This window comes from Bacillus gaemokensis, from assembly GCF_001590835.1.
Classification (GTDB): domain Bacteria; phylum Bacillota; class Bacilli; order Bacillales; family Bacillaceae_G; genus Bacillus_A; species Bacillus_A gaemokensis.
Map to the genome: position 1 here is coordinate 1 of NZ_LTAQ01000028.1, position 14,359 is coordinate 14,359.

Annotated in this window: 6 protein-coding genes and 1 pseudogene; 4 read left to right on the top strand and 3 right to left on the bottom strand. The window is 29.1% G+C overall.

Features of this window, described 5'->3' with window-relative positions; all coding sequences use genetic code 11:
* Positions 1–1,403 precede the first annotated feature (1,403 nt).
* Positions 1,404–1,958, top strand: a complete 555-nt coding sequence (locus AZF08_RS19095) for a MerR family transcriptional regulator (RefSeq protein WP_033678868.1) — start codon at positions 1,404–1,406, stop codon at positions 1,956–1,958.
* A gap of 538 nt (positions 1,959–2,496) precedes the next feature.
* Here AZF08_RS19095 and AZF08_RS19100 read toward each other — a convergent pair.
* Together AZF08_RS19100 and AZF08_RS19105 are read right to left on the bottom strand one after the other, a co-directional pair.
* A pseudogene (locus tag AZF08_RS19100) lies at positions 2,497–3,475 on the bottom strand (alpha/beta hydrolase).
* A 1,358-nt stretch (positions 3,476–4,833) separates the two neighbouring features.
* A complete protein-coding gene (locus AZF08_RS19105; protein ID WP_033678869.1) occupies positions 4,834–5,520 on the bottom strand; it encodes an MBL fold metallo-hydrolase in 687 nt (228 codons plus the stop codon).
* Between the two features lie 728 nt (positions 5,521–6,248).
* Here AZF08_RS19105 and AZF08_RS19110 point away from each other — a divergent pair.
* Together AZF08_RS19110 and AZF08_RS19115 are read left to right on the top strand one after the other, a co-directional pair.
* On the top strand, positions 6,249–7,436 hold the full coding sequence (locus AZF08_RS19110; RefSeq protein WP_033678870.1) for a ParM/StbA family protein: 1,188 nt from the start codon (positions 6,249–6,251) through the stop codon (positions 7,434–7,436).
* 1 nt (position 7,437) lies between these two features.
* A complete protein-coding gene (locus AZF08_RS19115) occupies positions 7,438–7,875 on the top strand; it encodes a hypothetical protein (RefSeq protein WP_033678871.1) in 438 nt (145 codons plus the stop codon).
* Between the two features lie 68 nt (positions 7,876–7,943).
* Here the strand turns inward: AZF08_RS19115 and AZF08_RS19120 are convergent, their stop codons facing one another.
* Positions 7,944–9,620, bottom strand: coding sequence for a helix-turn-helix domain-containing protein (locus tag AZF08_RS19120; protein WP_033678872.1), 1,677 nt, complete (start codon positions 9,618–9,620; stop codon positions 7,944–7,946).
* Positions 9,621–10,646: 1,026 nt separating this feature from the next.
* On the opposite strand from AZF08_RS19120, the gene AZF08_RS19125 reads away from it, so the two are divergent.
* Positions 10,647–12,347 (top strand): hypothetical protein, encoded by a 1,701-nt coding sequence (locus tag AZF08_RS19125; protein WP_033678873.1) that lies wholly within the window; start codon positions 10,647–10,649, stop codon positions 12,345–12,347.
* Positions 12,348–14,359: the final 2,012 nt, after the last annotated feature.

The window sequence follows — 14,359 nt, forward strand, 5'->3', positions numbered from 1 at the left end:
AACCAGAAAGAATTCATCCATCAATTGTTTGGGCTAACAGCATAAAATACAATTCCGCTAGAAATATATGCGCTATATTCTCTTTTATTTTACCTTTGCACCAGAACCATTTGTTTTCTATAATTTCTTAGAATAAAATAATTAAATTAAAAAAATCATACTAGTATGTAGCCTTGCTTAAAAAATCAAATATAGCAAGGCTATTTGTCATATCCTCTTATAAAAGGTCATAAACCTGTTATTTTTCGACACAAGAAACTTCAAAATATAAATCATTTTATAGAACTTTTTATGAAGTTCCAGATAATTTACGTGTGAGATTAACACTAATTTATTTCTGGATAATCCTTCATTTACTATCAAATTAATTTTGAAATTTACTAAGAGAAAATCCTGAATAGCTTGTTAGAGTATGATTAAAGGCATCATAATTTATTCTAATGTTTTTATTGGTTTTATTTTTAAAAACAAGATTTATTTAATATAGTATTCTAAAAGTCTTTCTATTTTGTCTAATTTTAGGGAATCCCATTAAACTTGCAAAACATATAAATAATTATGTAGATGCCTATTATTGGCTTCCCTAAAATCTGATGAAATTCTATTTATTTCAAATTGAACCCATGGATGTGCTCCCCTTCTTCCCCCACTTCTATATAGTCTTATAAAAATATCATTAGCAATTGAATGCATTCTGAAAAGATGGTCCATACTAATAAACATGAACTTCTAAATTGAGCTTTATAAAATTATTTCCATTTAAGATTACATACCTCTAATACTTTTTAGATTTTGTAAAAGTTTACGGACACCCCATAAGCCGTTTTAGGAGCCAGAAATATCACTGTAAATATCTAGAATATCCATATTGAGCCGCAATAAAAGGTTATATAATTTTTCTATCTAAGAAACTCAAAATCTAAATAATACTCCCCTTTTAAATTGAGTATTATTATTCACTAGTAAAACGCTCCTTAAACGGATAGCATTCACAAAGATCCCCTCATTAACTTTTTATGTATTTTAAATTAAAAGAATATTAACTAGATACTAATTCTATTAATGAAAGCTTTGATTCTTGCACATATATCTAGTAAAATTCTTATATTGGAAACAAACTTTTAATAATAAGATTTTAAGTAATTCCTTAATTATTGTATTGTTTAATAAATATTTTGTTATTTTCAAAGGTGAACGTTATGAAAACGGATAGCGTTTATAATTCATTTAACCTCAACACTAGATACATAGACTAACCTAATACACAAGTATCTACACAGGAACCCTTTTGAAAGTAATAAAAAACCTTACTCTGTAGCCCCTATAAAGATTTCTATTTTTAGAGGAATGATCCTCCTAATAAAGAAAGAATATCTAACACACAAATAATGGAGGTGTGAAATTTGGAATATGGATATTTTGCACAAGAAGTAGCAAAGCAACTGGATATTAACACTAATACACTTCGTAGATGGTCAATTGAACTAGAAAAAATGGAGTACATATTTGAAAGAAATGAACGTAATCAACGAATTTATTATGAAAATGATATAGATATCTTGAAACAAATGAAGGAATACCTAAATCAAAACTGGAAATTAGAAGAGGCCGCTACACGAAGCATCGATATAGTTGAAGAAAACACCAAGAAAACGGATAGCGTTCAAGAAGAACCTGATACTGAAATAACACTTCAAAAACGTTCACAAACGGATATTTCAATAATTCAAGATAAGTTTTCCTATATGTTTGACCAACAAGAAAAAATTGTACAACAAAACCAAGATATTATTAATTTATTATTACAGGAACGCTCAGAAAAAGAAGAAAAAGATTTGCAAATTCAGTTACTACAAGAAAAACTGGATAAAGCAATTCAATTGTTAAATGAGGATCACCAAGAACAACAAGATAACACTAAGAAAACGTTCATTCAACGTTTATTCAATCGGAACTAATTCAGATATGCATTTTCTATCAAACACATATCCGAATTAGTAAAAAAAAGCGGTAACTACCGCTTTTTTTTTTACCTATCTCCACAATGTCGTGTGCACATTTTTCAAAATAGTTTTCTCCTATATCTGTTTTTAATACACATTTAACTTCGAAAGCAAAACATTTTTAGAAATAATATCCATCTAAATAACACTCATCAAACGTTCATATAGCTATACATTTTTACTAAGCATCATACATACTGTCTAAATACAACGAAAAGAAGGTACATTGATTTAGAATATAATATTGTTAATTGAAAAACCCTCAAGAATTCCTGTCTTTTCTTATTCTTATCCAAAATACTTTTCTAAATTCAAACAAATCAAAAACATCTTAATCCCTTGATATTAAAAGGCAGAACGCGACTTGAACGCCTAGCGTTCATACTGAATTCACACTGAAAGTTACTCATTATTTATAAACTTTTGTAGCATTATTTCAAGTAGAGGAGGTTACAAAAATATATACACAAATTCTATATTATAGTTCCTCAAATCAAATTTTAATTCGATCTCGTATGAAATTTAGAGTATCAGTTGCAATTTTATTACGTTTTAAGACAATTCCAGTGTGACCACAGTTATATACATATCTCTTTGGCCTTTCCCATGAATTCCAAAGATAATCAGTATCGTTAATATCAATATATTGATCATACTTTGCAGAAATTAGTAAAATATTTTCTTTATCGATTTTTGGGGAAGATTGACTAGGTTCTATAATTTCCCAACAGTTTAATAAATCCTCATAGGAAACTCCATGTTTTTGTAAATCTTCTTTAATATACTTACCAGGCTGTGTCTTCCATATTGAATGTGCCATTCGATTGGCATAAAAGATTGATGCTAATGCATCAATCTTAGACTCAACAAGAGCTGTCAGGTTTGTAATAAATCCGCCTAAACTAATGCCTATTAGAATTACTGGACCACTTTTATTCACTTTAATCCACTGAATTAACGCTCTTAAGTCCATTACTGCTTGTCTACTTGCTTGCACTGTTCGTTCCATATTGGCGCTAACCATGTACTCTCCACTATAACGAGATTGTTCTGGTTCTCTTTCAAAATGATAAGGCAGAGTAAAATAAAACATATTTCATAATTTTATTATGAAATATGTTTTTTACACGCTCGTTAGAATCCATTCGCCAACCATGAACGAATATGACATTAGGCCTATTCTTCTCATTATGTATAAAGACATCTCCTACTACACTATCATTTCGTAGGTCCCCAGATTGAATTGGACTTTGATACTGAAATTTCCCGTAACTATAATCTGTATTCTTTAAATAACTTATGTTGAAATAGATGTCGGTGGAGCCCACTTTGTAAAAAGATTCTATGTTCGTATAATCTAGACTATTGCTCGTTGAAAAAGAATATTGATACTCTTCACTTCGTTTTTTATGTAAATCATTTAAAGCATATAAATCAATGAATTTCCAAAAAATCAAATCAATAACCTCCATACTATAGAAATATTAAAATTTTAATTTAATAATACTAATATAAAATACTCCTACTAGTTAAATCTTTCATTATTGCTAAATCGTTGATCTTTATGAACGCTCTGACCAGGGGTGCTGTTAATAAAAAACATATCCATAATAAAATTACATTATATACCCGAAGCAAAGATAGCTTCACATCCTTATATTAATAGGTTTAACGGCTTATGAACGCATAGCGTTCACGTTTTATAAAGCGTTAATTCAACGCTTTATAAACACTCATCCTATAATTTTTAATCTTATTGTAATGAAATTATATATTGAATATCAAAAATTTTATTTCCTTTATTTTATTATTAATATATCACTTTATAGATATACTTCGATTCAAACTAAGCTACGTTGAGAAGAATTTACTATATTAAGATTTTGCTTTCATTAAAGTACTGATCGTTATTATAGCGTTCAGTAAGTGTTATAATGAATATTTTAACCTTATATATAACGATACGATTTAGACATAATGATGCCGCTTTAATAATTAGCAACTAATTTATGTGTAGATATAGTACAGGTCTATATTATCCAGACTTCATTGATACGCTATTATAGCTATAATAGTTTGTAGATTAATTCTTGTGCTGTTCCTTAAATTATGCGTATCTATTACAAATATAGAATGAATAGATCCGCTCGTTTGTATCATTTATACAAAACTAAAAATTCAAATTAATACGTTCCTAAATTTCACAAACAAAACTTTCTTAATCCTCAACTTTCACCTTTATCAGTTTGCACATCTGTTATCAAACTTTATAAACTAACTTAGTATCAGTCGCATCTCTCTCAATAAAACTCATAAACGTTGATATTAAAGGGGGAGTCGCTACAAAAACGGATAGCGTTATCGAAGTGTTAAACACTAAAATAACACTTCGATAACGTTTATACTGTAGGGAATTCAGATGCATTCTGTAAAATATCAAATTCTCTTAAGAATATTACAATTTAAACTTTTCAATCCAACTACTTTATTTGCTAAAAATGAATTCGAACTTAAATAATTAAATTGGATCATATACAAAATACTCACTTTAATTACTGCTTTCATTAATTATTGATTGCTCTTATGATGTAATTTTAGTCATACTTATTATTAAAAATATAGAGTGAACAACTGCTTCCTATTTTTTAGATAAAAATCAAAAGTTGACTTCAGATTTCCTTGGATTGTACAAGCCAATATCCTTCCAACGATGAAATGATTGAAAAGGTATTAATGTTATATAATTTTTAATTGTATTCATAATTATTGTTATACAGCTGAATAATAAAGTTGTTTAATTCGAGAACCGAACTATTACGTTTAGCTCCAATTATAAAGTAAATTTCCCACCATGATAACAATAGTATGTTTCAGCTTTGAGATTTTTAATCTTTCTCAAAGATTGTTTTGCTTTCTCAACATTTAAACAAAAGTGTGGATTAGCAATAGCCAATTCCTGATTCTCATTAACAGCTGCATCCCCTGTAATTACACTATTTAAACTTGGAAAATATAATGAAATATGCCCTGAAGTATGCCCGGGTGTTGCTACTACTCTACATTTATTATCTAAAATCATATGATCATCATGTACCTTTTCATCAATTAAAACATGCTTCAAATTTTTTAATCGATGTATAAACCATTTACCAAATTCGATTTCTTCATTTGACATATTTTCTAGCATTTCTTCGGCTTGGACCAATCTCTCTGATTTCATTTCACCACTAATGTATTTTGATTCAATTTCACTAGCTATAATATTAATCCAGGGATACTTTGCTTTGAAATCATATAAGGAACCTATATGATCCTCATCATAGTGAGTAATAATTATATTCTTTAAATTCTTCATTTTATATTCATTTTTTAAAATCTCATTTTCGATTAAAGGTAAAAAATTTGTATACCCTGTATCGACCAAGCTTAGTTCATTATTTAATAGAATTAAGCTAGGATAAATGTAATTTTTTTGTCCATTAAATTCAAATTCAATTGCTAGTTCTATTATCTTCATTTTACTTCCTCCATACTGCCTATTTATGAGACGTTTAATAACCATGTCATCTATATACATTTATTATATATGATATGGAAAAAGACGATATGGAACATTTTGTATTGACGTAATTTTTAAACATTTTTTAGAGAATTTATTATTCGTAAACATTGCAGCCATCTTAATAACCACTTCCTTGAGATCCCCTCAAAAATCTTGATATTAAAGGGGGCGACGCTGTAATAACGGATAGCGTTCACGCGATTTTAAACACTAAAATAACACTTCGATAACGTTTATGTTGTTAGGGGATTCGGATACAATCTCTAACATATCAGATTCTCTTAAGAAGATTACAATTAAAACCTTTAAGTCTAACTTTAATTTCTAAAAATAGCTTAGAGGAATCATAACAACGGATATAGAAAACTTCTCCAGGACTTATACAAATTACCCACCAAACATACTATTAACTTAAAAAAATCCAATCTGTCTAACTAATATACAAAATATATTTCAGTAATATCTAATAAATATCTAGTGGATATTTATTAGAATGAATTTCCAAATCCACCAACTTACACAACAATTTTAAATATATTTTCAGTTGGATTATATTTAAAATATATTTATTTTATATTTTATCGATATCAATACCTAATAAAATCTTGTTTTTCCTCTGGATTTAAGCTATAATATAGTTAACAAATATAAAAAAGAAATAAAAATTATAGAGGTGATATATAATGACAGATTTAAAAGGGAATAATCTTCATATAGACATTGAAGGCGATATTGGGAACGATTCTTTTAAAGGTTATATCAATGGTGAATACATAAAAATGAAAAACGTATATCAAAGCGTTTACTCAATGCCCAATGTAACAGAAACAAACACTCAAAAAAATGTAATTAATTTAGTGGATAATATGTTTGTAAATATTGCTAGTAAATCAATTAGAAGATCCGGGATGTATTTTATTGGTAATCGAGCAATGCTAACAGGGAAAAACCCAAAAAACATGAACATTAAAGTAGGCCAAAAATATAATGATGATTTACCGTTAATTAATATGCTAGGACTAATTGCAAATAAATCAGTTCAGCTTGAATGGGAAAGATCTGAACAACTACCACAATCAATTAATGTGACTGTTGATCTTATTTCAGCTATTCCAGCAAGCCAATGGACACCTGTAAATGCTAAACACCTAGAACAACGTTTTACTAATTCCAATCATGTTGTAATTGTTTATGTAGGGGAAGAACAAGTAACGGTCAGCTTAACATTTAATAGTGCTAACATTACTCAAGAAGGCGTTCCTCCGTTATTTGCTATTCTTGAAGGCGAAGATGAAATGTTTGTTGATTTCACTAAACTATATGCAGAAAAACTTGAAATCAAAAAAGCAAGCGGATCCTTCTTCAAAAATAAAAAAATCTTGCATTGTGATATCGGTGATGGAACAACTGAGTATATATATACTGTTGGAGTAAATCCAGTAATTGATGCTTGTAGTGGTGAAAGACGCGGGGTTGGTCATGCTACAGAAGAAGCTGTTAAGCTATTAAACCAAGAACGTGGAACAAACATTAAACGCCAACAATTCTCACAAATCCTTCAAAATTCAGACCATAAATATCATGAAGAAGCAACTGGGTACTTTAATATCACAAAAGTAGAACAGGCTGAACTTATCTTAGAAGATACAGATGAAAAGTATGTAAATAATACTGCTAGTGAAGCTGAAATTTTATGTGTATATGGTGGGGGAAGTGTTACTTTTAAAGATGAATTATATAATCAATTATTAGAGTACTGTGAGCGAGTTGGTATGTACTTATTATGGATTCCAGAAAAATACGCAGTAGATATGAATGCTAAAGGGATGCAAGTTATCAAGAAAATTCTTACTCGAAAAAAGGTGAGATAGTATGTCTGAAAAGAAGAGAGATTCCTTCTTTTGGAACCTAAAAAAAATTGAAAATGAAGAATTCTTTAAATGGTTCGAATCACAAGGTAACATAGCTGATTCATTATATAAACTTGTCTGTTATTTTATTGATAAACACGGTTTAGAGGACGTGGCTGATTATAAAATTCAACAACAGATGCAAAAAGAAATCTTACTTCAAGATGAAGACTTTTTAAATGATGTGAAACGAATTCTACTAAATGATTCAAATCTTGCTACCAAAAAAGAAAACATTAATTTTCAACAAGAAACAGAAGCACATGATAAAACAGCTACAAACATTAAACGAAATTCTAACCCAGAAACTAAACCAACAGAAAAAGAATTATTATCTAAAGATGAAGTGTTAGAAGAAGATTATGATGATTTGGATACCGCAAATTTATTTGGTAATTAGTATGTATATATGATATAAAAAAGGGTCCTAGAAATAGGACTCTTTTTTATAAGAATTTACGTTTTCATTTACATCTTATCTATAATCATTTGTCTTTTATACCATTGATTTAATTTTTCTCTCGCAGTTTCAGAGAGGCGTTTTGTCTTTTTATTATAAAATCTAGATAGGGTCGGTTGCGATATACCTATCTCTGCTGAGAGTTCTCGCATAGTTATGTTCCTTTTTATATGGATAAACTCGATTCTATCTCTAATTATTTGTTCACTTTCATTCCTATCCAATGATTTTTCTTCAATTTTTATTGAATGACTTTCCTCATGTATTGTATCTAGCGATTTATTTTTCGCTAAATTTTCCATTGAGATAATTAATTCTTTTGGTGGTAAAATTAATATCCCTAAGTGTGAGTAATAATTTTTAAACCAATTCTTCTTCGTCAGTTTTTCCTCATCTAAACCATTTTGATATTCCCAATAAGAGATTACGCCTTCTTTTTCTAAATCAATAAGGACATTTTCAAATTGTTCGCGGATACGATTCGGCTTTTGTTTTTGGTTTATACCCATAACCGCTAGCAAACCTTTATCTCCACCTATAGAATACGGTCTTTTTAAACTAGAAAACATCTGACGAATTCTCCATTGCCAAGTCAAATAACGAATCAATCGTTTATGATATTTATGTCTATAGCTGTTATATTCAAGTGCCTTTTTTGATAATAGGGCAGTAGTACTATTAGATCCATATAAATAACTAGATAAAAAGCTTCCGGGTTTAATTCGACATGACTCGATTCCCATATATTCATTTGTATTTTTATCTCTCCAAAGAACTACAGAATCTAATACAAATAACCTTTTGATTACTTCACGCTTTACCTCATATTGTTGACCTGTTTCAGCACGATCATTTAATACTACTACTTCATTTTCATCATTTAAATATATAAAAATACTTGCTAGAGCCGCAATGCGTTTAGCCACCTTAATTTTATCTTCTACTCTATAGTATTCTATGCCATTTGCATTTGCCTTTGAAATACTACACATTTCTAAAACTTGCTCATATGAAAAATCAATGAATTCATCCGGTGATTTTGCTTCATTCAGCCATTGAATTGTGATGGTATCCAAACAATCTGCAGTTAAATCATCCATATTACTCATTACCCCATCTACTAATGTATTCCATCTTGCTGCTTCTTCAATATTTGTTAACCTTAGATCTTCATCTTTATGAGAAGAAAGTTGGGCCAGCCCATTACTCTCCTTGGTCTCAATAGGGTATGATTTTAGCTTTGTTTTTTCATCTTCTTCGAATTGATTCTTTGCAATTCCGTCTCTCAATTTATAATACACCGCGGAGTTATTAACTTCTAAATACTTATCCGTCATATTCACATTAGGGTCATCCGATATTGAATGCTCTAAAGTATTAAATGTCTCTTCTTTACGAAATTCTTGTGCAATAAAGGCACCAATTGTCTCATGAATTTTTATTTTATACACGTCTATATTCTTAAATATATCTAAAGGAGAAACACCGTTTCTTTGTTGCTGCTCCAACCATTGTACAAGCATTGAAAATGATGGAGAAAGGTACTCCGAAGTTACAATTTTACTTTTATCAGCTTCAACCTCAACATAATAAGCATTCCATTTATGCCACAATTGCTCATTTCGTTTATAAAGTGGTTCTGTTATTGATAAAGCATCTCTAAACAATTGTAGAACATCTTCCATATACATTCTGCTCCTTATATAAATTTAATTATTGTATATCTAAACTTGAAATCAATTAGCTATATGATGTTCCTTTTTATAAAACAAGAAATAGAATTAGAAAATTCTTTTTATTCTACTGTTAAAAAGTTATGGGTACTACTATGTATGCATATAACCATCTCTTTAACTGATTATACAAAACGATTTCAATTTGTAAAATCCAAAGAATGTTTCATATAACGATTTACAACAATATCCTAACTTTCATTTATGCACTCTTTTTCTATGAAAGGCTCTTATAAAGATGAAAATTTATAGCCATATCATTCCCCTTTTCATTAAAACATGAAACGAAAATATAATTACGTAACTTTTTCTAGTAATTAAAAAAATATTTTCAAACCTGCTTAAAGCCTGATATAAAGGGATTTCTCTTGTAGATAAAATATAAGTCATGAAAACTTATAGCTATATAATGTTCCTTTTAAATCAAATAAAAACCTCAAGATTCCCTTTATATAAAGATTTCCTACGTTTTTAACTATATTTTAGCTATTTATACAACATGAAAATTTACAGCGGTATTATGTCCCTTTTTTCATTCAAACATGAAAACTAAATTAGCCTTATCATGTTCCTTTTATAATTAAAATTTCTTGACAATCCCCTAAAAATCAATATTTACAAGATATTTTCTGCTTAATTCAATTATTTTTAACATGAAAATTTATAGCCATATCATGTCCCTTTTGAATTTACAAAAACATCCTATAAACGCTGATTTAATAATGTTTATCAGCTGTTTTTCATCATTTATTCTTCTTACTTCTAACATGAAAATTTATAGCTATATCATGTTCCAAAAAAAAATAACACTAGTTTCTCAATCCCTTGATACACAAGGGATTAAGGCTGTTTTCATCTTTTTATTTTTTCTCTTAAAGGGACAAATTCCATCAAATTTCGATTTGGTATAATCATATTTGATATATTTTATAGTATTTTTGAATATATTCCTGAATTTGTAACTAGGAGGTGAAAAAGATGGGCAAATCATTCATTATTCGTAATCAACGTTCTCTAAATGGACAATCTACCAATGCAGTTTTAGTAACTTTGAAGTCTTGGCAAAAGCTTGTTGAAACTTTTGAAGAGAAATACTATAGCTTTAAAGATACATACCTTGAAGATATTCTTCCTCATATGACATATGAGGAACGTGTTGCTGATGTAGATGGATTTGTGTCACAGGCGAAACCATCTTTTTCACACCGTATACTGTCTACTACTTCAGAGACTATGGGAAGAAAACATAAACTATATGGAATTACAAACGCAGATCTCGAGGTCTTCTTATATCTACATAAGAAATGCTATACAAATGGGGTCATTCCAAATGTAACAATACATATGATGTGGGAAGATTATAAGCAATATAAAGAAGAATTTTCTTACATACAACATTCCCAATTCTACATTGCATTAAGAAAATTAAGCCTACATAACATTATCACAATTGAAAAGAATTTAGATGGCCGATATACAATTAAGCTAACTCATTTTATGAATGAAGAAACTGAAAAAGCCAATGCTTATGTTTATATTAGCCCAGTTGTATTTACAAAAGCTTTCTTTGAACTATCAATTGCAGCGAAGAAGCTATTCGTGGATATTGCAATGCAACAGCATAGCGAAACTACGCTAAAACGTTCCTTAGACAAACAAGATGAAAGAGGGAATAAAACTCATTTTGGCGGAATGTATCGCTTTCTACATAAGAAATATCCGCATCAAATTCGTGCAGTGATGGCAGAACTAACAACTGCATTACCATGTACAGGGGCTCCTTTGTTCAAAATTTGCAAACTACAAAAAGGGGTTCAAAATACAAAAAGATATACAACCTTATATTTATCAATACATACAGATTTCTTATGTACAAAAGAATCAGGAGAGATACAATATCGAGATCCATTGACACCAAGAGCTACATATGCCCGTAAAGCTCGTTTTATTGAATCTGTACTGCAAGAGCTAAACATTGGTGAGTTCGCACATGACATGAATAAATTTATACATGTACTTAAATATACATGTCACCGACAAATTCGTAGCGTAATTCATAGCTTGCGTGACATGATAGATCGTAATGAAGAATATCCAAAAAAATTAGTGTATACGTTGAAAAAATTATTAAATCAAACATCTCAATATCAAATCCTTGATACTGCTGCTAAAGAGGGAATTTATCCTCTTATTGCACAACATGTGCCAAAAGAACAAAAAGAACAAGCTATCTTTGATTTTGGATTGCATTTCTCTATGTACTCTCTTCGAAACATAAAAAAACTGTTCCGTAAAACGTATGAGTTATTAAAATGCAAATTTGCTGTCCCTGTGACAGAAAAAGCATATCACCGTAACTATTTAAAGTATCAAGAAGAAACGCTGTTTAGAAAATATGCTTATGAACAGGGTACAAATCTAAATGCTTACATGGCTTTAGAAATAGAAATGCGTGAACTCCTAAAGGCTCGAGGATATAAAGAACGCTTTATTCCTAGTGATATACGTGAGTTGTTCATTGAGAAGATAGATAAACTACCTAGAGAAAAGCTTCGCATTATTGAAGTACCTAATAATTTCAATCTAATTACTTTTATGCGTGCCTTTGAACAGTTAATACGCACTGATATTCCAGTAACAACAGCAGAAGACGTACTTGCGGTAATGGAAGCTAACTAACCATAATCAGCTCTCTATTTTGAAAAAATCAAAGTAGAGGGCTATTCGTATTGATACGTTTATTAAAAACCGATTTAGTAATTCTTTATCATAGACAAATATTCTCGATCCTATTATTAATAGGATCATTTTTTATACATCGGTATGTATAAATGTACTGCAACTATTTAAATTTCCACAAATATTTTTATACCTATTTGTAATAATTTGTACAAAATACATTCACATACCTACAAAAAATCATCAAAAAAAAGTTGAATCTTGTGAATAAGTATATAAATAAAAGCAAATGTGAATAACATACTACTGTAATCATTGATATAAATGGCTTTTAATATTTCATCCACTAAAAATCATCAATATTTATGTGAGTTATGTGAAAAATCCGGATTATGTTAGTAAAATAATGATTTATGTGAATGTATTGTGGATGAATAAAAACAATTTGTGGAAATATAGTGGATTACTATTAACTGTAGAGAATGAATAAATATGATTTATAATGTATCATTTTTTTTCATTTTTTATGTAGATATATATGTTTTTATTTATGATTATTTGTAGATTTTATCTGCTAATAAGACTTGTATTTTCGTGCCTATTATTTACCATTTATGTTTTTTTACGCTTTAGTATGTTCAAAACCCTTGTTACAGTAAAGCTATAATCCATTTTGTCTATCCTATATAAGTTTTATCTTTATAATAATTAAATATATAAGATATATATTTATATTAGATTTTATTTAATACTTTAAACTTACAAGAAAAACTACAGACTATTAAAAAACATTGCTTTTGGAAACAAAATATTAACTATATTGTTTCCATAGCAACCGTTTATATATGAACGTTAAAATATTCTCCTGTGACAATAATTGATGAGAAAGAAATATCTCTAAAATCTGTTCGTATTGTAGCAGATAGAAATAGAGTACTTCTATCAATATCAAACTTGAAAGATTACGCCTGCACCATACTCCTATATAGGAGTAAATTGTATATCGTTAGGTACACGATTACCGTAGACGTTCCATCTTTAAGTGGAGTGTAGATGGATGAATTTTACATGGTGGAGATATGTGATATATGGAATTTACTAAAGCAATACAAGATGGTGAAATAGTATGAAGCATCCAACTTTCAAACAGAAATCGAGGCAAATTGAGAGATTATCGGCACTCTCAATTAGACCAATATACTGTAAAATAACATGTATTTCTAAAAACTTTTACATGTATGATTTGTTCTAGCTACACCCAAAAATCATCATGATGGATTTCTTTATAAAAAAGACTCCTTATTCGTCGTTAGAACAGTTGGTTCTCTGAAGACCGAATGCTAGTATCGTTCCTATTAAAATTTTTTTCGACAGTCTTAGTTTTGAAAGATTGTTTAGTAATTCATGGGAGGGCAATTTTACTGGAATTAGTTTCGAAACGATTGTAAGAAAATTCCCAAAAAACACTTTTCCCACTGAATATTCGACAAATATCGGGAATTAACTTTGGGATGCTCGTTAAAAAACTAAAAAAAATATTTTTACTGAATATTCGACAATTTTCTCAGTTGTAATTATATAACAAAAACTGTAATATAATGTTGTTCAGTTGTAAAATACATAAAATAAAAAAAATGCTGAATTAAAAGATAAATATTAGCTATAGGTTCGAAAAAAGAGCACGTCTGTTTTGTTTGTAAAAAAAGAAGGAGATTTATAGATATTGAACTGTTGTCAGAGTACAGATATCCATCTTGTAGGTTAGTTATCTTTCTTTTTTCTTTAATCTTCTTTTTTTAGTGATTCTTTTTCGAATGAGTCATTCGCTACTATGTATCAAATTTTAGAATTTTGTAGTGGGAGGGATATATTAAAAAAATATACCTAACGTTAGTTTTGTTTTTTTGTTGGAATGTTTTAAATAGCATATTCCTTCGGCTTGTATCGAGAGTTCATGATTTTGAATTAAGTTGGTACTATGTTTATACCCATGCTCGATATATTTTGTAGTT